Genomic DNA, 21,412 nt, shown 5'->3' with positions numbered 1-21,412 from the left:
CAATGGGCCGGCAACTCGAGGTATGACGGGGGTATCCAGTAGTTCTTTTTGGAGATATTTGTATGGCAGGTCATAGTAAATGGGCCAACACCAAACACCGCAAAGCGGCGCAAGATGCCAAGCGCGGTAAGATTTTCACCAAAATTATTCGTGAGCTGGTCACCGCAGCCAAATTGGGCGGCGGCGATCCGGGTGCTAACCCGCGTCTGCGTGCGGCCATTGATAAGGCGCTGTCCAACAACATGACGCGCGACACGTTGAACCGTGCGATTGCGCGTGGCGTGGGTGGTGATGATGACAGCAATATGGAAACCATCATTTACGAAGGTTACGGCCCTGGCGGCACGGCGGTGATGATCGAGTGCCTGAGTGATAACCGTAACCGTACCGTGGCTGAAGTGCGTCATGCTTTCACCAAGTGCGGCGGTAATCTGGGGACTGACGGCTCCGTTGCTTACCTGTTCACCAAAAAAGGCGTGATCACTTTTGCACCGGGTCTGGATGAAGATACGGTGATGGAAGCAGCACTGGAAGCGGGCGCAGAAGATATCGTTACCTATGACGACGGCGCTATCGACGTTTATACCGCCTGGGAAAACCTGGGAGAGGTAAAAGATGCTCTGACCGCTGCCGGTTTTACTGCGGAAGCCGCGGAAGTTTCCATGATCCCATCGACCAAGGCCGATATGGACGCAGAAACTGCGCCTAAACTGCTGCGCCTGATCGATATGCTGGAAGATTGTGACGATGTGCAGGAGGTTTACCACAACGGTGAGATCTCCGACGAGATCGCCGCGACGCTGTAATGCAGGTGACTGATGGCGTTGCCTGCCGGCAGCGCCAGGCAAGATTAAACGCAGGGTGGTGGTAGCAATGGCGATCATACTGGGTATCGATCCCGGTTCGCGCGTTACCGGTTATGGCCTGATCCGCCAGCAAGGCCGTCAGCTGACCTACGTTGCCAGTGGCTGTATCCGTACCGTAGTTGACGATATGCCGACGCGGTTAAAGCTGATTTATGCCGGTGTCAGCGAAATAATCACCCAGTTCCGGCCGGATTTTTTCGCCATCGAACAGGTGTTTATGGCCAAAAACCCGGATTCTGCCCTCAAGCTGGGGCAGGCGCGAGGCGTGGCGATCGTTGCCGCCGTGAACCAGAACCTGGAAGTGTTTGAGTATGCGGCGCGCCAGGTGAAGCAGACGGTGGTGGGTACCGGTGCGGCAGAAAAGGCGCAGGTGCAGCATATGGTGCGCGCTTTGCTGAAGCTGCCTGCCAACCCACAGACCGATGCCGCCGATGCGCTGGCCATTGCCATTACCCATTGCCACCTTAGCCAGAACGTGCTGCGGGTGAGCGCAGGGCGGTTGGATTTGGCGCGCGGTCGGTTGAAGTAATGGCGTTAAATGTGAAGCTCGGGCTGGATATTCATCCAGCCTTTTTTATGGTATAAGCTTTACAACATTGTGTAGTGGCAAACACTACCACCAAAGGATCCATACAGGAGGGGTAATGATAGGTCGTCTCAGAGGAATTATTCTGGAAAAACAGCCACCGCTGGTGTTACTGGAAGCCAACGGCGTCGGCTATGAAGTGCATATGCCGATGACCTGCTTTTATGAACTGCCGGAGCTGGGGCAACAGGCGATCGTGTTTACCCACTTTGTGGTGCGCGAAGATGCGCAATTGCTGTATGGGTTCAATGATAAACAAGAGCGTGCGCTGTTCCGCGAATTGATCAAAGTGAATGGCGTAGGGCCGAAACTGGCGTTGGCGATCCTCTCCGGTATGTCTGCGCAGCAGTTTGTCAGCGCCGTGGAGCGTGAAGAGATCACCGCACTGGTGAAGTTGCCGGGCGTTGGCAAGAAAACCGCCGAGCGCCTGGTGGTCGAAATGAAAGACCGCTTTAAAGGGTTGAATGGCGATCTGTTTAACAACAGCAGCGAGATCAGCCTGCCAGCCACCGCAGCCAAAGCGGCTGAAATGGATGTTGAAGCCGAAGCGGCTTCGGCACTGGTGGCCCTGGGCTATAAACCGCAGGAAGCCAGCCGTATGATCGGCAAAATCGCCAAGCTGGGTGCAGATTGCGAAACCTTGATCCGTGACGCGCTGCGTGCCGCACTTTAAGGCCAAAGGGGTAGAAAATGATTGAAGCAGACCGCCTGATTTCTGCCGAGCCGTTCAATGAAGAAGAGGTTCTGGATCGCGCGATTCGCCCCAAACTGCTGACCGAGTACGTTGGCCAACCGCACGTGCGCGAGCAGATGGAGATTTTTATTCAGGCGGCCAAACAGCGCGGTGATGCTTTGGATCATCTGCTGATTTTCGGCCCACCGGGGTTGGGTAAAACCACGCTGGCGAATATCGTTGCCAACGAGATGGGCGTTAATTTGCGCACCACCTCCGGCCCGGTGTTGGAAAAGGCAGGGGATCTGGCGGCGATGCTGACGAATCTTGAACCGCACGACGTGCTGTTTATCGATGAAATTCACCGCCTTTCACCGGTGGTGGAAGAAGTGCTGTATCCGGCGATGGAAGATTATCAATTGGATATCATGATCGGCGAAGGCCCGGCGGCGCGCTCGATCAAGCTCGATCTGCCACCGTTCACCCTGGTCGGGGCTACCACCCGTGCGGGCTCGCTGACGTCGCCGCTGCGCGATCGTTTCGGTATTGTGCAGCGCCTGGAGTTTTATCAGGTGGCCGATCTGGAGCATATCGTGTCGCGCAGTGCCAACTGCCTTGGGCTGGATCTGTCTGCGGATGGTTCGCATGAAATTGCACGCCGCGCCCGCGGAACACCGCGTATCGCCAACCGTCTGTTACGCCGGGTGCGTGACTTCGCCGAGGTACGCGCCAACGGGATCATTAACGGCGACGTGGCGATGCAGGCATTGGATATGCTGAACGTCGATGCCGAAGGTTTTGACTATATGGACCGCAAGCTGCTACTGGCAATTATCGACAAGTTCAACGGTGGCCCGGTGGGGCTGGATAACCTGGCGGCGGCGATCGGTGAAGAGCGTGAAACGATCGAAGATGTGATCGAACCCTTCCTGATCCAGCAGGGTTTTATTCAGCGCACGCCGCGCGGCAGAATGGCGACCAACCATGCCTATAAGCATTTTGGCATCGCGCGGGAAGAGAATTAAGCATCAAGGGCGCAATCCTATGCGCCCTGAGATGAAACTTATGCCTGCTGTTTTTTCGACAGGCTCAACACAAACAGCACCGCGGCACAGAGCACCACCGAAGGCCCCGCCGGGGTATCGTAAAATGCCGAGAAGGTCAGGCCGCCGGTGACCGCAATCATCCCCACCAATACCGCATAACCGGCCATTTGCTCTGGCGTGCGGGCAAAGCGGCGCGCGGTGGCGGCTGGGATGATCAACAGCGAAGTAATAATCAGCGCGCCGACAAACTTCATCGCCAGGCCAATGGTCAGAGCGGTTACCAGCATCAGAATGGTGCGCGCACGCGCCAGATTGACGCCGTCAACATGGGCCATTTCCGGGCTGATGGTCATCGACAGCAGATCGCGCCATTGCCACCACAGCACCAGCAGCACCACCATAACGCCTGCGCCGATCAGCCAGAGATCACTTAGGGTTACCGACAGCAGATCCCCAAACAGATAAGCCATCAGATCAACGCGCACGTTTGACATCAGCGCCACCACGACCAGGCCGAGCGACAGCGCGCTGTGCGCCATAATCCCGAGCAGCGTATCGACCGCAAGCTGAGGGCGGCGCTCCAGCCATACCAACACCAGTGCCAGCAGCAGCGTGACGGCGATCACGGCATAAAACGGGTTGATGTTCAGCAACAGACCGAAGGCCACCCCAAGCAGTGAAGCGTGTGCCAAGGTATCGCCGAAGTAAGACATCCTGCGCCAGACCACAAAAGATCCTAACGGGCCTGCAGCGGCAGCCAACAGCACCCCGGCCAGCCAGCCGGGCAATAACAGTTCAATCATGCCTCACGGCTCCCGGATTTTTTCAGCACAATTCTGCCTTGCAGGTCGTGACGGTGATTATAGTGATGGCGGTAGATCGCCAATTGTTCGGCTCCGCGATTGCCAAACATGGCAATGAATTCCGGATGCATGGACACCACTTCTGGCGTGCCGGAACAGCAGATGTGCTGGTTCAGGCAAAGTACGTCGTCGGTTTTTGCCATCACCAAGTGCAGGTCGTGGGATACCATCAGCACGGCGCAGCCCAATTCTTTACGCAGTTGGTCAATCAGATCGTAGAGCGCCAGTTGACCGTTGACGTCAACCCCTTGAGTGGGTTCATCGAGCACCAGAAGCTGCGGTCTGTTTAATAACGCACGCGCCAGCAAGACGCGCTGATTCTCGCCACCGGAAAGCTTTTGCATCGGCTGCTCCAGTAAGTGAGCTGCATGGACGCGTTTCAACGCGGGCAGAATATCGGCCTTTTTTACGCCAGGCTTGAGGCGCATAAAACGGCTGACGGTGAGCGGCAACGTGGCATCCAGGTGCAGCTTTTGTGGCACATAGCCGATGCGCAGATTAGGCTGACGCTCAATCGTCCCTTCCGTAGGGGCGATCAGGCCGAGCACCACGCGCACCAGGGTGGATTTACCCGCTCCATTGGGGCCAAGCAGCGTCAGGATACGGCCCGGCTGCAGCTTGAGCGAGATATTCGTCAGAACCCGTCGGGTGTCAAAAGTGACTGAAATGTTTTTTAGCGTCGTCAGTGTAGACATAGTGTGATTACATTTTGCAGAACTAACCGAATGTTATAATATCACGTTCCTTGGTTGAAAACGACGGGATTACTGATGATGATGCAGAAAAATAAATGGTTACAGCGTGCACTGTTTGCCAGCGCGCTGATGGTGGCTGGTCAGGCTACGGCGGCGGTTGTCACTTCGATTCGTCCATTGGGGTTTATCGCCTCGGCGATCGCTGATGGGGTAACGCCAACGGAGGTGCTGTTACCGGATGGCGCATCGCCACATGATTTCGCGCTGCGCCCATCGGATATTCAACGTCTGCGCGATGCCGAGCTAGTCGTGTGGGTCGGCCCGGATCTGGAGGCGTTTCTGACTAAATCGCTGACGCAGGTGGCTGCCAATAAGCAATTGTCGGTTGCTGAGCTGGCCAGCGTACAACCGTTGCTGATGAAAGGGGATGACGACGACGATCATGATCACGGGCATGATGCGCATGAAAGCGAGCATGGACATCATCATGGTGAATATAACATGCACCTCTGGCTGTCGCCGGCGGTGGCGAAAGTGACGGCGATCGCGATTCATGACAGATTATTGGAACTTATGCCGCAAAAGAAGGACAAATTAGACGCAAACCTGCGCCAGTTCGAGGATCAGCTAGCGCAAACCGACAAAAATCTTGCTAAGATGCTTACGCCTGTGCGTGATAGGGGATATTTTGTTTTTCATGATGCTTACGGCTACTTTGAAAAACACTTTGGCTTGAGCCCATTGGGCCATTTTACCGTCAACCCCGAAATTCAGCCTGGAGCACAGCGCTTACACCAAATTCGAACACAGTTGGTTGAGCAGAAAGCAGTATGTGTTTTTGCTGAGCCACAATTCAGGCCGGCCGTAATCAATGCCGTCGCCGCGGGGACCAAGGTGCGTTCTGGAACGCTGGATCCGCTGGGCACCGGCATCGCACTAGGGAAAGACAGCTACGGGAACTTCCTGACAGCGCTGTCCAACCAGTACGTGAGCTGCCTGAAGTAAAGATCATGAGGATATTATTGAGTGCAGAAGATAGTCCGAACTATCGCTCTGGCGTATAACAACCTGCCTCGGCCCCATCGCGTTATGCTGGGGTCGTTGACAGTCGTTACCTTGGCCGTCGCCGTTTGGCGGCCTTCGGTTTATCACCCAGAACATACCCCCATCGTTAAAAATGTTGAATTAGAATCCAATCAGGTTCGCTCTCTGGCGCCAGAGGCCAGTGAACCGATCGATGTTGAACAGCCCACTCCCGATGATGACATCCCGCAGGATGAACTGGACCAGAAGGTCGCCGGTGAGGAAGGCGTGCATGAGTATGTGGTGTCTACCGGGGATACGCTGAGCAGCATTCTGACCCAGTACGGCGTCGAAATGTCGGACGTCTCTTTGCTCTCCGCGCAAAACCGCGATCTGCGTAACTTGAAGATTGGTCAGCAGCTGTCATGGACATTGAATGATGCTGGCGATCTGCAGCGTTTGACCTGGGAGGTTTCCCGCCGTGAAACGCGTACCTACGAGCGCGTAGGCAACAGCTTCAAAGAATCCCAGGAAACCCAAAAAGGGGAATGGCGCAATAGCGTGCTGAGCGGCCAGTTGAACGGCAGCTTCGTCAGCAGCGCGGCGGCGGCGGGCCTCAACCGTGCAGAAATCAACGCGGTGACCAAAGCGCTGCAATGGCAGCTCGATTTCCGCAAGCTGCGCAAGGGCGATCAATTCGCCGTCCTGATGTCGCGTGAAGAGTTTGACGGCAAGAGCGAGCAGAGCCAGTTGCTGGGCGTGCGTATGCGTAGCGGGGGTAAAGACTACTATGCGATCCGCGCTGACGACGGTAAATTCTACGATCGCCAGGGCTCGGGCCTGGCGCGCGGTTTTATGCGCTTCCCAACCATGAAACAGTTCCGCATTTCCTCCAACTTCAACCCGCGCCGCTTGAATCCGGTAACCGGGCGCGTGGCACCGCATCGAGGTGTCGATTTCTCAATGCCGGTCGGCACGCCGGTGCTGGCCGTGGGTGACGGTGAAGTGGTGGCTGCCAAGTACGGTAGCGATACCGGTAATTATGTGGCGATCCGCCATGGTCGCCAATACACCACTCGCTATATGCACCTCAAGAAAGCGCTGGTTAAGCCAGGGCAAAAGGTTAAACGTGGCGATCGCATCGGGCTTTCTGGTAACACCGGGCGTTCCACCGGCCCACACTTGCATTATGAACTGTGGACTAACCAGCAGGCGGTGAATCCGGTAACGGCTAAGCTGCCGCGTTCTGAAGGGCTGAGTGGTAAAGACCGCAGCGATTATCTGGCGCAGGTGAAAGAAGTGGTTCCACAGCTGCAACTGGATTAACCCTTTCAGCCACGTTTGATCCTACATCGGCCTGATTTCGGGCCGATGTTTTTTATATTGGCGCCTATTCGGTGTAAATTGCCTTCTGTAGTGAGGGTTAATGCTGGCGCGTTGAGCGAAGAGTTGTTACATGCAAAACGAAAAAAAATCGAACGTAGAGTTCATACCCCAATTCCAGAAAGCCTTCTTCCACCCGCGTTACTGGGGAGTGTGGTTGGGAACCGGGCTGATGGCCGGTGTTTCTCTGATCCCGGCGCGCATGCGCGATCCGGTGTTGGGGGCTATTGGCAAGCTGGTGGGGAAGGTGGCAAAAAGTGCCCGCCGCCGTGCGCGCATCAACCTGCTTTATTGCCTGCCGGAAGTGCCGGAGAGCCAGCGCGAACACATCATTGATGAGATGTTCGCCACCGCCCCGCAGTCGATGATCCTTATGGCGGAACTCGCCTGTACCAAACCGGAAAAAGTGCTTAAGCGTGTGCGTTGGCACGGTGAAGAGGTGCTGGATAAAATTCGTCAGGAAGGCCGTAACGTGATCTTCCTGGTACCGCACGGCTGGGCGGTGGATGTGCCGGCGATGCTGATGGCGGCACGCGGCCAGCCGATGGCCGCCATGTTCCATAACCAGAGCAATCCGCTGGTGGATTACCTGTGGAATGCCGTGCGCCGCAAATTTGGCGGCCGCATGCATGCGCGTAATGACGGTATCAAACCCTTTATCAGTTCAGTGCGCCAAGGCTATTGGGGTTACTATCTGCCGGATCAGGACCACGGTGCTGAACACAGTGAGTTCGTTGATTTTTTTGCCACCTACAAAGCGACGCTGCCTGCGGTGGGGCGTTTGATGAAGGTGTGCCGTGCGGCGATTGTGCCGCTGTTCCCGGTGTATGACGGCAAAACCAGCATGCTGGATATCTATATTCGGGAACCTATGGATGATTTGGCTGAAGCGGACGATCACCGCATTGCTCGCCGGATGAACGAAGAGGTTGAGAACCTGGTTGGCCCGAATCCAGAACAATACACCTGGATCCTGAAGCTGCTGAAAACGCGTAAAGAAGGGGAGATCGAACCTTATTCACGCGACGATTTATACCGCTAAACAGCCGCTGGTTATATTGACTGAAAGCCGAACGGTGACTGCTGTTCGGCTTTTTTTGTTACCGCAATTACACATGAACCATGCAGCCTTGCTGGATCAGGCTATCAAGCACCTGAGGGTAGTGGCTGAAGTTATTCCAACGTAAGTCCAGCCGCCGCAGGTTGTGCATTTGCGCCATACTTTCAGGCAACTCGCTCAAGCGATTAGCGCGCAGATCCAATGACACCAGCGAGCGTAGCGCGCCAAAATCATCAGGCAACTGTGTCAATTGGTTGAAGCGCAGGTTCAACGTGGTCAGGCTGGGCAATTGGCAAAACTCATCCGGCAAATGTGCAACGGCATTGTTTTCCAGATCGAGCACCATTAGTTTGCCGAGTTGCATCAGTTCGGCAGGCAGCGTTTCTATGCGGTTATTCATCAGATGTAATTCACGCAATGGGTGCAACAGGCCAAGCTCAGCCGGAAGCGCAGCAATCTGATTGTTGTAAAGACGCAACTCCTGCAATGCGCTCAGCGCGCATACGGCTGCGGGGATCATCGTCAGTTGATTATCGGTCAGGTTCAGATAGCGCAGCGCTTGCAGTTGCCGCACGGAATCGGGCAGATCGCTGAACAGGTTGTCGCTCAGATACAGATATTTCAACGCGCGCAGGGCGCCTATTTCCGTAGGAACGGTGTTCGCCTGGTTATGGCCGAAATCAAGCATCTCCAATTGCGTTAACTGCCCGATCTCTGCGGGCAGTTGGGTGATTTTATTGCAGGAAATATTCAGTACCTGCAGATGCCGATGGCGCAAGATTGGCAGCGGAAAGCTTGTCAGGTGATTATTGTACAGGCTGATTTTCTGCAGAGCGCTTCCTGAGAGGCGTTGATCGTCGAGGCTTTCCAACCCCTGTCCATCCAGGTCCAGCACTTCAGGGAATGCTGACGAGAGTTGAGAAGGATGTTGATGCAGCATGAAGCGTGCTCCAGAGGTTGGTAGAGGAGGTAACAAGAGGAAAATAAAAGGCCAGCAGGGGTTACCGGCTGGCCTTGGAACTGCTGGCGTAATTATTCTACGCGCAGAATACGGGTGGTATTGGTAGTACCTACGGTGCCCATAACGTCACCTTGGGTGACGAGCACCAGATCGCCGGACACCAGGAAACCTTTATCGCGTAAGCGGGTAATCGCGTCATTGGCGGCGAGAACGCCATCACTGTGGCTGCCGAAGTACACCGGCGTAACGCCACGGTACAGGGCGGTCAGGTTCAGCGTATGCTCATGGCGTGACATGGCGAAGATCGGCAAGCCGGAGCTGATACGTGACATCATCAGCGCGGTGCGACCGGATTCGGTCATGGCGATGATGGCGGTAACCCCTTTCAGGTGGTTAGCCGCATACATGGTCGACATGGCAATCGCTTCTTCGACGTTGTCGAACTGCACATCAAGGCGATGCTTGGATACATTGATGCTAGGGATTTTTTCCGCGCCCAGACAGACACGCGCCATCGCGGCAACGGTTTCGGCAGGGTACTGCCCGGCGGCAGTTTCGGCCGACAGCATTACCGCATCGGTACCATCCAGCACGGCGTTCGCCACGTCCATGACTTCAGCACGGGTTGGCATCGGGTTGGTGATCATCGACTCCATCATCTGAGTCGCGGTGATCACGGCACGGTTCAGCGTACGGGCACGGCGGATCAGTTTCTTCTGGATACCGACCAGTTCCGGATCGCCAATTTCTACGCCCAAATCACCACGGGCAACCATCACCACGTCGGAAGCCAGAATGATATCGTCCATGGCCTCATCAGTGGCCACGGCTTCGGCACGTTCAACTTTCGAAACGATTTTGGCGTTACAGCCCGCATCACGCGCCAGGCGGCGAGCATAGTTCAGGTCTTCGCCGGTACGCGGGAAGGAGACGGCCAGATAGTCCACGCCGATTTTGGCAGCGGTGATGATATCGGCTTTGTCTTTCTCGGTCAGGGCTTCAGCCGACAGGCCACCGCCCAGTTTGTTGATCCCTTTATTGTTCGACAGCGGGCCACCTACGGTGACTTCGGTGAACACTTTCATGCCCTGAACTTCGAGCACTTTTAGCTGTACGCGGCCATCGTCCAGCAGCAACACATCACCCGGTACCACGTCGGCAGGCAGGCCTTTATAGTCGATACCGACTTTTTCTTTATCGCCTTCGCCTTTTGACAAGTTGGCATCCAGCAGGAATTTATCGCCGACATTCAGGAAGATTTTGCCTTCCTTAAAGGTGGAGACACGAATTTTTGGCCCTTGAAGATCGCCTAAGATAGCGACATGACGCCCCAATTTGGCAGCAATCTCGCGCACTTTGTCTGCACGAATCTGGTGGTCTTCTGCGCTGCCATGGGAAAAGTTAAGCCGAACTACGTTCGCACCGGCGGCAATAATCTTCTCCAGATTATTGTCGCGGTCGGTAGCCGGACCCAGTGTGGTAACAATTTTGGTTCTTCTGAGCCGTCTGGACATGTATTACTCCGTTGACTGGTAAAGCAAGTATTGGTGTTGCTGAACGTTAGGATAACGAAACCGGGATAATAACAACCACCTTAACCCGCTGATATTTCACCCAGGTTATCCCTATGAGCGTACTGACAAGGTACAACCTATAATCCCGCCGATCAAATCATTGCCCTGAACAGCGATTTTTAAATCTGTTATGAGTCAAAACTGCTGGGAATGACGACTCCCTTATCAAAGCGCGATTCCTTCAAGGCTTCCTTGACCCGCTTCAAGTTATCTCTGAATTTAGCCCCTCGGCGCAAGGTAAATCCGGTTGCCAGCACGTCGATGAGCGTTAACTGAGCGATCCGTGACACCATTGGCATATAAACATCAGTATCTTCCGGCACGTCGAGCAGCAGGGCGAGGGTGGCTTCTTTGGCTAACGGGGTATCACGCGAAGTGATGGCAATGACCGTAGCATCATTTTCACGCGCCAGGTGCGCCATTTCCACCAGATTCTTGGTGCGCCCGGTATGTGAGATCAATACCACAACGTCACCTTCCGTCGAGTTCATACAACTCATGCGCTGCATCACGATATCGTCGAAGTACACCACCGGAATATTGAAGCGGAAAAATTTGTTCATGGCGTCGTGCGCCACGGCTGCCGAAGCGCCCAAACCGAAGAACGAGATTTTTTTTGCCTGGGTGAGCAGATCAACAGCACGATTAATGGCGGCAATGTCGAGATTTGCCTTTACTGTATCCAGGCTGGCCATCACAGATTCAAAGATTTTACTGGTGTAAGCATCGACGCTGTCATCTTCTTCCACGTTACGGTTTACGTAAGGCGTGCCGTTGGCCAGGCTTTGGGCCAGATGCAGTTTAAAATCCGGGAACCCTTTGGTATCAAGACGGCGGCAAAACCGGTTGACGGTGGGTTCGCTGACATCGGCCATTTTGGCCAAGGTGGCGATGCTTGAATGAATGGCGGTTTGCGGGGAGGCGAGGATCACCTCGGCGACTTTCCTTTCAGATTTGCTCAGGAGTTCCAGATGGCTCTGGATTTTTTCCAGCGTATTCATATAACGAGAGTCACTCATAGTGTTGTACCCGCCGCCTTTCAAGCCGCAGCTTGAAACTCATAGGGTAGGTCGATTTCAATCAAAGGAGAAATCAATGCCAATTTCGTGAAAATATACTACGTGCCGGTAAGCGTTGGCAGTATCGACCAGGGATAAGCGGGTTTTTTTCATCAGAACATGACCTGTGTCTAACTTTCATAATGGTAAGAGAGCATCAAAAAAGACAGAAAATTACAGTTTGGCCTGCTGCCAGCGGCCTTCGCGCTGTGCCGAGGTTAATACCGCAGTTTCTGGGTTTTTTTTCTGCTTTTGATCTGGGTTTACTGGCCGTAGTCAAAGAGAGTACATTAGTAATGTAAGAAAATTACAAATATCCTGCAACGAGGAGATGAACATGGCGGTAACCTCTACAGCCCAGGCATGTGACCTGGTTATTTTCGGCGCGAAAGGCGATTTGGCGCGTCGTAAGCTGCTGCCTTCCCTGTACCAATTAGAGAAAGCCGGTCACATCCATCCGGATACCCGTATTATCGGTGTCGGTCGTGCCGAGTGGGATAAAGAAGCCTATACCAAGGTGGTCAAGGAAGCGCTTGGCACCTTTATGAAAGAAGAGCTGAATGAAGAACTGTGGGCCACGCTGAGTGCCCGTCTGGATTTCTGTAATCTGGATGTGAATGACAGCAAGCACTTCGTCAATCTGGGCAAAATGCTGGACCAGAAGCACCGTACCACCATTAATTATTTTGCCATGCCACCCAGCACTTTTGGTGCGATCTGCAAAGGGTTGGGCGAAGCCAAGCTGAACAAAGAGCCTGCGCGCGTGGTGATGGAAAAACCGCTTGGCACCGATCTGGCGTCTTCCCGCGTGATCAACGATCAGGTGGCGGAATATTTTAACGAATGCCAGGTTTACCGTATCGACCACTATCTGGGTAAAGAAACGGTACTCAACCTGTTGGCTCTGCGCTTCGCCAACTCGCTGTTTGCGTCGAACTGGGATAACCGCACCATCGATCACGTGCAGATTACGGTGGCGGAAGAGGTGGGGATTGAAGGGCGCTGGGGGTATTTCGATCAGGCTGGCCAGATGCGCGACATGATCCAGAACCACCTGTTGCAGATCCTGACCATGATCGCCATGTCACCGCCGGCGGATCTGACCACGGACCGTATTCGTGATGAGAAAGTGAAAGTGTTGCGCTCGCTGCGCCGTATCAATCAGAGCAATGTCCGCGAAACCACCGTGCGTGGGCAATACACCGCAGGCTTTGTGCAAGGCAAAAAAGTGCCGGGCTATCTGGAAGAGGAAGGGGCCAACAAGAGCAGCAATACCGAAACCTTCGTTTCCATCCGGGTGGATATCGACAACTGGCAATGGGCCGGTGTGCCGTTCTATCTGCGTACCGGTAAGCGTTTGCCGACCAAATGTTCGGAAGTGGTGGTGTACTTCAAGAACCCGCCGCTGAACCTGTTCAGTGACTCCTATCAGCAGTTGCCACAGAACAAACTGACCATTCGTTTGCAACCGGATGAAGGGATTGAGATTCAGGTGCTGAATAAGGTGCCGGGTCTGGATCACAAACACCGTCTGCAAACCACCAAGCTGGATTTGAGCTTCTCGGAAACCTTCAACCAGGAACACGTGGCGGATGCTTACGAACGCCTGCTGCTGGAAACCATGCGCGGTATCCAGGCGCTGTTCGTGCGCCGTGATGAAGTGGAAGAAGCCTGGAAATGGGTTGACTCCATTATGGATGCGTGGAAGGCAGACAACGAAGCACCAAAACCTTACCAGTCCGGTACCTGGGGGCCGGTGGCTTCCGTGGCGATGATCACCCGCGATGGCCGTTCCTGGAACGAATTCGAGTAAGGCATCTGCCGGCAGCTTGTCTGCCGGTTTTTTTTACCCGCTTCAGGCGGGTTGGCGGTACGATCGGAATCCGCAGCGATGCGGAGCCCTGTGGCAGGGGCGTGCCATACACAATGCGAAAAAGTAGTGGAGATAACGACGATGAAAAACTGGAAAACCAGCGCAGAACAGATCCTGACGGCAGGCCCAGTCGTTCCGGTGATTGTGATCAACAAGCTGGAACATGCGGTGCCGCTGGCTAAAGCGCTGGTTGCGGGTGGTGTGCGCGTACTGGAAGTCACGCTGCGTACGCCCTGCGCGATGGAGGCAATCCGTGCGATCGCCAAAGAAGTCCCTGACGCCATCATCGGTGCGGGAACGGTGATTAACACGCAGCAGTTGCATGAAGTAACCGAAGCCGGTGCGCAATTTGCCATCAGCCCGGGCCTGACCGATAGCCTGCTGAAGGCCGCGACCGCCGGCAGTATTCCGTTGATCCCAGGAATCAGTACGGTTTCTGAGCTGATGTTGGGTATGGATCACGGCCTGCGCGAGTTCAAGTTCTTCCCGGCAGAAGCCAACGGCGGTGTCAAAGCGCTGCAGGCGATCGGCGGCCCATTCCCGCAGATCCGTTTCTGCCCAACCGGCGGGATCACGCCAAATAACTACCGTGATTACCTGGCACTGAAAAGCGTGCTGTGCATTGGTGGTTCCTGGTTGGTACCGGCCGATGCCCTGGAAAAAGGCGACTACGCGCGCATCACTGAATTGGCGCGTGAAGCCGTCAAGGGTGCCAGCCTCTAAGCACCTTTTTCAGGCAACTGACTTCTCTGAAGCTCGGTGTAATCCCGGGCTTTTTTAATTTTTAAAACCATTAACATTCTTATTTTTAACCCATTTTCTCCGCTATTTTGTGAAAACGGCAGTTTGCTTTATCATTTTTGCTGTGGTAAAACTAAGTTAGTTAAAAATATTACATATATGAGGATATTGGGCAAATCGCACGGTGTGCGGCTGAAGATAGAGAATAATTATGATGAAACTTAATGGAATTACCCTCAGAACTTCTACTTGCCAGCTTTTCCTTTCTGCCATCCTTGCCAGTGAGCATCACTGGTGCAGCGAGCTATAGCGTCTTTTCCCCTTAACCGGTGCTGATGACAGGTTTTATCCCTGCTCACTTGGCGTAACCGGGCAACTGTTATTACAGCATTCGGGTAGGTTTATCCCCAGGGATCTCTGCGTCTCCTGCGCCGCTGTGCGCCTGTTTGACGAGATTAATCGGGATAAATACGCCTTAGCGTGCGCTATTCGCCGTTTGGGAGAAAAAAGATGATTTATTGGATATTTTTAGGCTTTGCCATCGTTGCTGAAATTATCGGTACCCTGTCCATGAAATACGCGAGCGTCAGCGGGGGCATGACCGGGCATATTGTGATGTACGTGATGATTACCGGTTCCTATGTGATGCTGTCGTTAGCGGTAAAACGCGTGGCGCTGGGTGTAGCTTATGCGTTGTGGGAAGGGATCGGTATTCTGTTTATTACCCTGTTCAGCGTAATGCTGTTTGATGAGCCGATTTCTGCGCTGAAAGTGTTGGGGCTAGTGACCCTGATTGCCGGGATCCTGCTGGTGAAGTCCGGTACCCGCAAAGTACGAAAACAGGTCAGCCCGCGAGGTGACAACCATGCAACAGCTTGAGTTGTACCACATTGGGTTTCTGGCGTTAGCCATCGTGCTGGAGATTGTCGCCAATATCTTTCTGAAAATGTCGGACGGCTTCAGTAAAGTCTGGTTGGGGTTGTTGTCACTGTTGTCGGTCTTGGGGGCATTCAGTGCGCTGGCACAGGCGGTTAAAGGGATCGAGCTGTCGGTGGCCTACGCGCTGTGGGGCGGTTTCGGCATTGCTGCGACGATCGCGGCAGGTTGGATCCTGTTCGGGCAGCGTTTAAATGCCAAAGGCTGGGTTGGCCTGGCGTTGCTGCTGGCGGGAATGGTGATTATCAAACTGGCCTGAAGTTAAAAACCAAAAGCCGCAGGTTTATCGCCTGCGGCGTCTTTTTTACAAGGCCGCAATAATCTTGATTTCAACTTTGAATTTCGGATTCATCAGCTTGGCCTGCACGGTGCAGCGCACCGGTGCGCTGCCCGCCACCACCCAGGCATCCCAGGCGGCATTCATGGCGGCAAAATCGCCGGCATCAGCCAGGAAGATAGTCGCATCTAATACCCGGCTTTTGTCCGAACCTACGCGCGTCAGCAAAATATCAATAGCCGCCAGCGCGTTGGCGGTCTGCGCCATGGCGTCGTCATCAAGGTTTTCCGGCACGCTGGTGTAATAAATGGTGTCATTGTGGATCACGGCTTCGGACCAGCGCTGTGCCGGATCAATACGTTCGATATTCATTCAATTATCTCCCTATCATCAACGGCATAAGGGTAACACAGCCACCGTAAAATGTGTGCGCTGATAAAGTCGATGGTAGCAGCGTGGCAGGCTTGGCATAATCACCGCTGAATAATACCGACAGAGAGATAGCGTGGCAGACGATTTCGCACCAGAAGGCGCATTAGCGCAGGCAATTAAAGGTTTCAAACCCCGTGAGCCGCAGCGCCTGATGGCCGAGGCGGTGACGGAAGCGATCAATTTCAAACAGGAACTGGTGGTTGAGGCGGGCACGGGTACTGGCAAAACCTACGCTTATCTGGCCCCGGCGCTGCGTTCCAAACGCAAGGTGATTATTTCCACCGGTTCTAAAGCATTGCAGGATCAGCTCTATGCGCGCGATCTGCCTACCGTTGCCAAGGCATTAAAATATAAAGGTAAATTGGCGCTGCTGAAAGGGCGTTCCAACTACCTGTGCCTGGAGCGCCTCGAACAGCAGTCGATGGCCGGTGGCGAACTGGCCGGGCAGACGCTGATCGATCTGGTGCGCCTGCGTAGTTGGTCGTCACAGACGGAAGAAGGGGACATCAGTTCCTGTAGCGATGTAGCGGAAGACAGCTTTGTCTGGCCGCTGGTGACCAGCACTAACGACAACTGCTTAGGCAGTGATTGCCCGCTGTATAAAGAGTGCTTTGTGGTCAAGGCCCGCCGCCGTGCCATGGATGCTGATGTGGTCGTGGTGAACCACCATCTGTTCCTGGCGGATATGGTAGTGAAAGAGGGTGGCTTTGCTGAACTGATCCCGGAAGCGGACGTGATGATTTTCGACGAAGCGCACCAGATCCCAGATATCGCCAGCCAGTATTTCGGCAAGCAACTCACCAGCCGCCAACTGTTGGATTTAGCGAAAGATATCACTATCGCCTATCGCACCGAGGTGCGAGATACGGCACAGCTGCAAAAAAGTGCCGATCGCCTCAGCCAAAGTACCCAGGATTTCCGCTTGGCCTTGGGGGAACCGGGGTTTCGCGGCAATCTGCGTGAAGTATTAGCGCAGCCAAATGTGCAGCGCGCGCTGGTGTTGCTCGATGACGCGCTGGAGCTGTGCTATGACGTGGTCAAGCTTTCTCTTGGCCGTTCCGCCTTGCTGGACGCGGCGTTTGAACGCGCGACGCTATACCGTGGCCGTCTTAAGCGCCTGAAAGAGGTGAATGAACCGGGTTTCAGCTACTGGTATGAATGCAACTCGCGTCACTTTGTGTTGGCGCTGACGCCGCTGACGGTCGCCGAGCGCTTCCGTGAAATGCTCGACGATAAACCGGGCAGTTGGATCTTTACCTCGGCCACGCTGTCGGTGAATGAGCAGATGGGCCATTTCACCGAACGCCTAGGGCTGAATAACGCCAAAACGTTGCTGCTGCCCAGCCCGTTTGATTATGCTAATCAGGCGTTGCTGTGCGTACCGCGTTTCCTGCCGTCGCCCAATCAGCCCGGTGGTGCACGCCAATTGGCGCGGATGCTGCGGCCATTGATCGAAGCTAATCAGGGGCGCTGTTTCTTTCTTTGCACCTCACACCAGATGATGCGCGAACTGGCAGAAGAGTTCCGTGCCACTCTGACGCTGCCGGTGTTGCTGCAAGGGGAAACCAGCAAAGGCCAACTGCTGGCGCAGTTTGTTGAAGCCGGCAATGCGCTTTTAGTGGCCACCAGCAGTTTCTGGGAAGGGGTGGATGTGCGCGGTGATACGCTCTCCTGTGTCATCATCGATAAACTGCCGTTTACCTCGCCAGACGATCCGCTGCTGAAAGCGCGCATTGAAGATTGCCGTCTGCGCGGGGGCGATCCGTTCAACGATGTGCAGCTACCGGATGCGGTGATTACGTTGAAACAGGGCGTTGGCCGCCTGATTCGCGACACTGACGATCGCGGTGTGCTGGTGATTTGTGACAACCGCCTGGTGATGCGCCCCTATGGTGAAGTGTTCCTTAACAGCCTGCCGCCCACGCCGCGCACCCGCGATCTGGCACAGGCGATCGCCTTCCTCAAGGCAAAATGCTAGCGGATAGGCGTCACTTCGGGGCTGTGCTACAATGCGCGCCCTGTATGAAACCATTGATTTTTCCCGCCTGAGGTTTGGCATGTCCACGCGAATTTTAGCGATTGATACGGCGACGGAAGCCTGTTCTGTCGCCATCTGGAATCAAGGCGAAACTCACGCCCTGTTTGAACTGTGCCCACGCGAACACACCCAGCGTATTTTACCCTTGGTGCAACAGGTGCTGGCTGAATCTGGATTAACCCTTTCCCAACTCGATGCGCTGGCCTTTGGCCGTGGGCCGGGCAGCTTTACCGGCGTGCGTATTGGCATTGGTATTGCTCAGGGGCTGGCGTTGGGGGCCGATCTGCCAATGCTCGGGATCTCCACGTTACAAACCATGGCGCAAGGCGCTTGGCGCATGACCGGTGCGCAGCGCGTGCTGGCGGCGATCGATGCGCGTATGGGCGAAGTCTACTGGGGCCAGTTCGAGCGGCAGCCAGATGGCGATTGGCTGGAGAGCGAAGGGGAAGCCGTGCTGTCGCCGCCGCAGGCGCTGGAACGTGCACTGCGTTTGCAGGGCAACTGGGCCCATGCTGGCACCGGTTGGCAAACCTACCCAGATCTGGTTGCGGGAGCCTCGCTGAGCCTGACGGATGGGCAGATGCTGTTGCCACAGGCCGAAGATATGCTGCCATTGGCATTGCAGGCCTGGCAGCAGGGGCTGGCAGTGAGCGTCGAAAATGCCGAACCTACCTATCTGCGCAATGAAGTCACTTGGAAGAAACTGCCGGGGCGCGAATAATTACACTATTATTAAAGTGTTGTCATTGATGTCGGAAATAGGCCCCGTGCAACTTGCGCTAAGGAATGCGGTCGAAGTTACAGCCAATTCAGGAGATTGCGACGATGCTGACCCGCACTTTGAGTAAAAAATGCCTGGCTCTGGTGATTGCCGGTAGCGTACTGGCGCTCTCCGGTTGTGTCACTATTCCAGATGCTATTCAGGGAACCAGTGCTACGCCGGTGGATCAACTGTCGTCTGTGCAGAATGCGCCAAATCTGTTTACCGGTGCCGAGGCGCGTTTTGGCGGTACGGTGGTTGCCATGACCAATGAGCGTGGCCGTACGGTATTGGAGATTGCCGCGGTGCCACTGGATTCTGGGGCGCGCCCTATTTTGGGGGAACCATCACAAGGGCGGTTGCTGGCTTCGGTTAACGGCTTCCTTGACCCGGTTGATTTCAATGGGCAGTTGGTCACGGTGGTGGGGCCGATTACCGGTGTGCGCGAAGGCAAGATTGGTATGACGCCGTATCGGTTTGTCACTATGAATGCCACAGGATTCAAACGCTGGCGTATTGCTCAGCAGGTTGTCATGCCACCGCAGCCGATGGGGCCATGGGGCCCTTGGGGGCCACGTCACGATCCTTGGGGCCCCGGCTGGGGAGGTGGACCGGGTTGGTACAATCCTGGTCCGGCCAGGATCCAGACCTTGGTTGTGCCGTAAGCGTGGTGATTCTGATAGGGCGGCTTGATAGCCGCCTTATGCTTTTTTGTCCAAGGGGCACTGGCAATTAGTGACCTGCATCGCAACCTGAGTATTGTTTAAAACCCGAACTGGTACGCTGAGTTAAAATATTGTTAAAGTTTGGCGGTAAAGTGGGGGGCTGCGATGATAATTAGCAAAAATTTCAGGAGTAATAGCTTGGATAAGGTCTGGTTAAAACGTTACCCGGCAGATGTTCCGGCAGAGATTGATGCCGATCACTACACATCTCTGATCGAAGTATTTGAAAATGCGGCCATACGTTATGCGGATCAGCCCGCTTTTATCAATATGGGGGAGGTAATGACCTTCCGCAAACTGGAAGAGCGAAGCCGGGCGTTTGCTGCTTACCTGCAAAATGAGCTGGGGTTGAAGAAGGGCGATCGTGTCGCGCTGATGATGCCAAACCTGCTGCAGTACCCGATTGCCCTGTTCGGCATTCTGCGTGCCGGGATGGTGGTGGTGAACGTCAACCCGCTGTATACGCCGCGCGAGCTGGAGCATCAGTTGAACGACAGCGGTGCCAGCGCCATTGTGATCGTCTCCAACTTTGCCCATACGTTGGAAAAAGTGGTCTTCAAAACCCAGGTGAAGCACGTGATCCTGACGCGGATGGGCGATCAGCTCTCTGCTGCCAAGGGTACGCTGGTGAACTTTGTGGTGAAATACATCAAACGTCTGGTACCCAAATATCATTTGCCGGACGCGATTTCCTTCCGCAGTGTGCTGCAACGCGGCCGCCGCATGCAATATGTTAAGCCGGATGTCGTGAATACCGATCTGGCCTTCCTGCAATATACCGGCGGCACGACCGGCGTGGCTAAAGGCGCTATGCTGACCCACCGTAATATGCAGGCCAACCTGGCGCAGGCTAAAGCCGCTTATGTTCCTCTGCTGCGTGACGGGCAGGAACTGGTGGTGACGGCATTGCCGCTTTATCACATCTTTGCTTTGACGGTGAACTGCCTGCTGTTTATCGAGTTAGGCGGGCGTAGCCTGCTGATCACTAATCCGCGTGATATCCCAGGAATGGTGAAGGAACTGGCGAAATATCCGTTCACCGCCATGACCGGCGTAAATACTTTGTTTAATGCGTTGCTGAACGATGCCGACTTCCAGAAACTCGATTTCTCCACATTACGGCTGTCGGTGGGTGGGGGCATGTCGGTGCAGAAAGCCGTCGCGGAACGGTGGGAGAAACTGACCGGCAAGCATTTGTTGGAGGGTTACGGCCTGACGGAATGCTCTCCATTGGTATCAGGTAACCCGCACGATCTGAAGCATTACAGCGGCAGTATTGGCCTGCCGGTGCCCTCCACTGACATTCGTTTGCTGGATGACGATGGCAAAGATGTTCCCGTGGGTGAACCTGGAGAACTGTGGGTCAAAGGGCCGCAAGTTATGTTAGGCTATTGGCAGCGGCCGGATGCCACGGATGAAGTGTTAAAAGACGGTTGGCTTGCCACTGGCGATGTGGTTACCGTGGACGATGAAGGTTTTATTCGCATTGTCGATCGTAAAAAAGATATGATCCTGGTTTCTGGATTTAACGTCTATCCGAACGAGATCGAAGATGTGGTCAGCCAGCATGCGAAAGTCTTGGAGTGTGCGGCGATCGGTGTGCCGAGCGGGGCTTCCGGTGAAACGGTGAAGATCTGTGTGGTGAAGAAAGACGCCTCATTGACTCAGGAAGAGTTACTGACCCATTGTCGCCGATTCCTGACCGGGTACAAAGTGCCAAAAATTGTTGAGTTCCGTGACGAATTGCCGAAGTCGAACGTTGGCAAGATTTTGCGCCGGGAACTGCGTGACGAGCAAAAAAAGCCCAATGCGGCTGATGCTGCCTAAGCGGGCTTGTTACAA

21 protein-coding genes are annotated in these 21,412 nt (G+C 54.6%); 15 read left to right on the top strand and 6 right to left on the bottom strand.

Features of this window, described 5'->3' with window-relative positions:
* The first annotated feature begins 62 nt into the window (after positions 1-62).
* The 4 genes from WG891_RS11285 to ruvB all read left to right on the top strand — a co-directional run bounded on the left by WG891_RS11285 (position 63) and on the right by ruvB (position 3,150).
* The gene (locus tag WG891_RS11285; RefSeq protein WP_076940291.1) at positions 63-806 is read left to right on the top strand and encodes a YebC/PmpR family DNA-binding transcriptional regulator; all 744 of its coding nucleotides are present in this window, start codon (positions 63-65) and stop codon (positions 804-806) included.
* Between the two features lie 67 nt (positions 807-873).
* A complete protein-coding gene (ruvC, locus tag WG891_RS11280; protein WP_337262305.1) occupies positions 874-1,395 on the top strand; it encodes a crossover junction endodeoxyribonuclease RuvC in 522 nt (173 codons plus the stop codon).
* A 115-nt stretch (positions 1,396-1,510) separates the two neighbouring features.
* Complete coding sequence (gene ruvA / locus WG891_RS11275; RefSeq protein WP_337262306.1) at positions 1,511-2,125, top strand: Holliday junction branch migration protein RuvA; 615 nt, start codon at positions 1,511-1,513, stop codon at positions 2,123-2,125.
* 17 nt (positions 2,126-2,142) lie between these two features.
* Positions 2,143-3,150, top strand: coding sequence for a Holliday junction branch migration DNA helicase RuvB (gene ruvB, locus WG891_RS11270; protein WP_076940289.1), 1,008 nt, complete (start codon positions 2,143-2,145; stop codon positions 3,148-3,150).
* A 38-nt stretch (positions 3,151-3,188) separates the two neighbouring features.
* Here ruvB and znuB read toward each other — a convergent pair whose 3' ends face one another.
* Positions 3,189-3,974 carry a zinc ABC transporter permease subunit ZnuB gene (gene znuB / locus WG891_RS11265; protein WP_337262307.1) on the bottom strand — a complete coding sequence of 262 codons (786 nt, stop codon included), beginning with the start codon at positions 3,972-3,974 and terminating at the stop codon, positions 3,189-3,191.
* Positions 3,971-4,729, bottom strand: a complete 759-nt coding sequence (gene znuC, locus WG891_RS11260) for a zinc ABC transporter ATP-binding protein ZnuC (RefSeq protein ID WP_337262308.1) — start codon at positions 4,727-4,729, stop codon at positions 3,971-3,973. Before znuC ends, znuB begins: the two co-directional genes overlap by 4 nt.
* A gap of 78 nt (positions 4,730-4,807) precedes the next feature.
* On the opposite strand from znuC, the gene znuA reads away from it, so the two are divergent.
* The 3 genes from znuA to lpxM all read left to right on the top strand — a co-directional run bounded on the left by znuA (position 4,808) and on the right by lpxM (position 8,177).
* Positions 4,808-5,734: a zinc ABC transporter substrate-binding protein ZnuA gene (gene znuA, locus WG891_RS11255; protein WP_337262443.1), complete on the top strand. Its 927-nt coding sequence runs from the start codon at positions 4,808-4,810 to the stop codon at positions 5,732-5,734.
* A 21-nt stretch (positions 5,735-5,755) separates the two neighbouring features.
* Positions 5,756-7,078 (top strand): murein DD-endopeptidase MepM, encoded by a 1,323-nt coding sequence (mepM, locus tag WG891_RS11250; protein ID WP_337262309.1) that lies wholly within the window; start codon positions 5,756-5,758, stop codon positions 7,076-7,078.
* A gap of 130 nt (positions 7,079-7,208) precedes the next feature.
* Complete coding sequence (lpxM, locus tag WG891_RS11245; RefSeq protein WP_337262310.1) at positions 7,209-8,177, top strand: lauroyl-Kdo(2)-lipid IV(A) myristoyltransferase; 969 nt, start codon at positions 7,209-7,211, stop codon at positions 8,175-8,177.
* 67 nt (positions 8,178-8,244) lie between these two features.
* On the opposite strand, the gene WG891_RS11240 is transcribed toward lpxM, so the two are convergent.
* The 3 genes from WG891_RS11240 to WG891_RS11230 all read right to left on the bottom strand — a co-directional run bounded on the left by WG891_RS11240 (position 8,245) and on the right by WG891_RS11230 (position 11,731).
* On the bottom strand, positions 8,245-9,135 hold the full coding sequence (locus WG891_RS11240) for a leucine-rich repeat domain-containing protein (RefSeq protein WP_337262311.1): 891 nt from the start codon (positions 9,133-9,135) through the stop codon (positions 8,245-8,247).
* A gap of 92 nt (positions 9,136-9,227) precedes the next feature.
* Positions 9,228-10,670, bottom strand: a complete 1,443-nt coding sequence (gene pyk / locus WG891_RS11235; RefSeq protein WP_337262312.1) for a pyruvate kinase — start codon at positions 10,668-10,670, stop codon at positions 9,228-9,230.
* A 188-nt stretch (positions 10,671-10,858) separates the two neighbouring features.
* A complete protein-coding gene (locus WG891_RS11230) occupies positions 10,859-11,731 on the bottom strand; it encodes a MurR/RpiR family transcriptional regulator (protein WP_076940282.1) in 873 nt (290 codons plus the stop codon).
* Between the two features lie 394 nt (positions 11,732-12,125).
* Here WG891_RS11230 and zwf point away from each other — a divergent pair, with 394 nt between their 5' ends.
* The 4 genes from zwf (at position 12,126) to mdtI (ending at position 15,597) form a co-directional block, all read left to right on the top strand.
* A complete protein-coding gene (zwf, locus tag WG891_RS11225) occupies positions 12,126-13,601 on the top strand; it encodes a glucose-6-phosphate dehydrogenase (protein WP_076940281.1) in 1,476 nt (491 codons plus the stop codon).
* 141 nt (positions 13,602-13,742) lie between these two features.
* A complete protein-coding gene (locus WG891_RS11220; RefSeq protein ID WP_076940280.1) occupies positions 13,743-14,384 on the top strand; it encodes a bifunctional 4-hydroxy-2-oxoglutarate aldolase/2-dehydro-3-deoxy-phosphogluconate aldolase in 642 nt (213 codons plus the stop codon).
* A 528-nt stretch (positions 14,385-14,912) separates the two neighbouring features.
* Positions 14,913-15,281, top strand: coding sequence for a multidrug/spermidine efflux SMR transporter subunit MdtJ (gene mdtJ, locus WG891_RS11215; RefSeq protein WP_076940279.1), 369 nt, complete (start codon positions 14,913-14,915; stop codon positions 15,279-15,281).
* The gene (mdtI, locus tag WG891_RS11210; RefSeq protein ID WP_076940278.1) at positions 15,268-15,597 is read left to right on the top strand and encodes a multidrug/spermidine efflux SMR transporter subunit MdtI; all 330 of its coding nucleotides are present in this window, start codon (positions 15,268-15,270) and stop codon (positions 15,595-15,597) included. Before mdtJ ends, mdtI begins: the two co-directional genes overlap by 14 nt.
* Positions 15,598-15,642: 45 nt before the next feature.
* Here mdtI and WG891_RS11205 read toward each other — a convergent pair whose 3' ends face one another.
* On the bottom strand, positions 15,643-15,987 hold the full coding sequence (locus WG891_RS11205; RefSeq protein WP_076940277.1) for a RidA family protein: 345 nt from the start codon (positions 15,985-15,987) through the stop codon (positions 15,643-15,645).
* A 133-nt stretch (positions 15,988-16,120) separates the two neighbouring features.
* Between WG891_RS11205 and WG891_RS11200 the strand changes: the two genes are divergently transcribed.
* The 4 genes from WG891_RS11200 (at position 16,121) to fadD (ending at position 21,397) form a co-directional block, all read left to right on the top strand.
* The gene (locus WG891_RS11200; RefSeq protein ID WP_337262313.1) at positions 16,121-18,025 is read left to right on the top strand and encodes an ATP-dependent DNA helicase; all 1,905 of its coding nucleotides are present in this window, start codon (positions 16,121-16,123) and stop codon (positions 18,023-18,025) included.
* 79 nt (positions 18,026-18,104) lie between these two features.
* Positions 18,105-18,806 carry a tRNA (adenosine(37)-N6)-threonylcarbamoyltransferase complex dimerization subunit type 1 TsaB gene (gene tsaB / locus WG891_RS11195; RefSeq protein ID WP_156293631.1) on the top strand — a complete coding sequence of 234 codons (702 nt, stop codon included), beginning with the start codon at positions 18,105-18,107 and terminating at the stop codon, positions 18,804-18,806.
* 104 nt (positions 18,807-18,910) lie between these two features.
* On the top strand, positions 18,911-19,510 hold the full coding sequence (locus WG891_RS11190; RefSeq protein WP_337262314.1) for a Slp family lipoprotein: 600 nt from the start codon (positions 18,911-18,913) through the stop codon (positions 19,508-19,510).
* A gap of 198 nt (positions 19,511-19,708) precedes the next feature.
* Positions 19,709-21,397, top strand: a complete 1,689-nt coding sequence (fadD, locus tag WG891_RS11185) for a long-chain-fatty-acid--CoA ligase FadD (RefSeq protein ID WP_337262315.1) — start codon at positions 19,709-19,711, stop codon at positions 21,395-21,397.
* Positions 21,398-21,412: the final 15 nt, after the last annotated feature.

This window comes from Serratia sp. MMO-28 (genome assembly GCF_037199905.1).
In the GTDB taxonomy this organism is placed as follows: domain Bacteria; phylum Pseudomonadota; class Gammaproteobacteria; order Enterobacterales; family Enterobacteriaceae; genus Chania; species Chania oryzae.
Note: the sequence above shows the minus strand (reverse complement) of the source record. Positions and strands in the feature narration are given on the sequence as shown.